The organism is Vibrio sp. 1249-1 (assembly GCF_033340495.1).
The window spans coordinates 1-740 of record NZ_JAWOWJ010000454.1 but is presented as its reverse complement, the minus strand read 5'-3'; the positions used below and the strand labels follow the sequence as shown (position 1 = coordinate 740).

General features: G+C 48.4%; 1 pseudogene. It reads right to left on the bottom strand.

The features are described 5' to 3' along the window. Positions 1 to 85 precede the first annotated feature (85 nt). Positions 86 to 740: pseudogene (locus tag R7Z50_RS26950) on the bottom strand (TIGR03503 family protein); the annotation flags it as partial.

Sequence of the window (740 nt, the reverse complement as noted above, 5' to 3'; positions counted from 1 at the left end):
ACAGAAGATCCCTAGCATTCATGGCAAAAAACCTAGGAAAAAAAACGGAGCCGATGGGCTCCGTTCTTTCTCTAACTCTTCTGCCTTATTTCTTTGGCACTTCCAATTGCATTTCAGGCATGGCTTGTCGTTTCGCTTTTAACTTGCGCCACACAATCCAAGCCACAATAGCAATCAAAAGCATCACTACGTTGCCGACCGCAATGATGATCATGCTGCGTTTACGCTCAGCTTCGCGCTCTGCAATGATGCGTTTTTCCATCTCAATACGGCGTTGCTCGGCCAGCTCTGCTTCTTTGGCGATGCGGGCAGCTTCTAAATCCACTTCATCAACGACACTGAAGGTTTGTTCTTGAATAGGAAACACCAGTGCTCGCTGGGTTGCGAAATCCGTTGCAAAGATTTCTCCGCGCCATGAGTACTTGCCCAGTTCAGGATCGTTATCCAAGTTCAAGGTGGTTTTCATACCATCCTGTGACACTTGCCCTTGGCTGTAGGTAATGAAGCCATCAGGTGCATTTTGTTCGACATTTACCGCGATAGAACCGGGAGCAATCATACCTTGTTCACCGCTAACCACCAGCTGGTGTGGGTTCTCTGGGCTACGAGATTGAATACACGTACGTGAGACTGGGTTTGGGTACACCAAAATCACCTGTTCTTGCGCACGCAAAAATACGCCGTTTCCAGAAGTGATTCGTGCGCGGTACTTGCCCGGTTCCACTTCGATAGGTAATTGA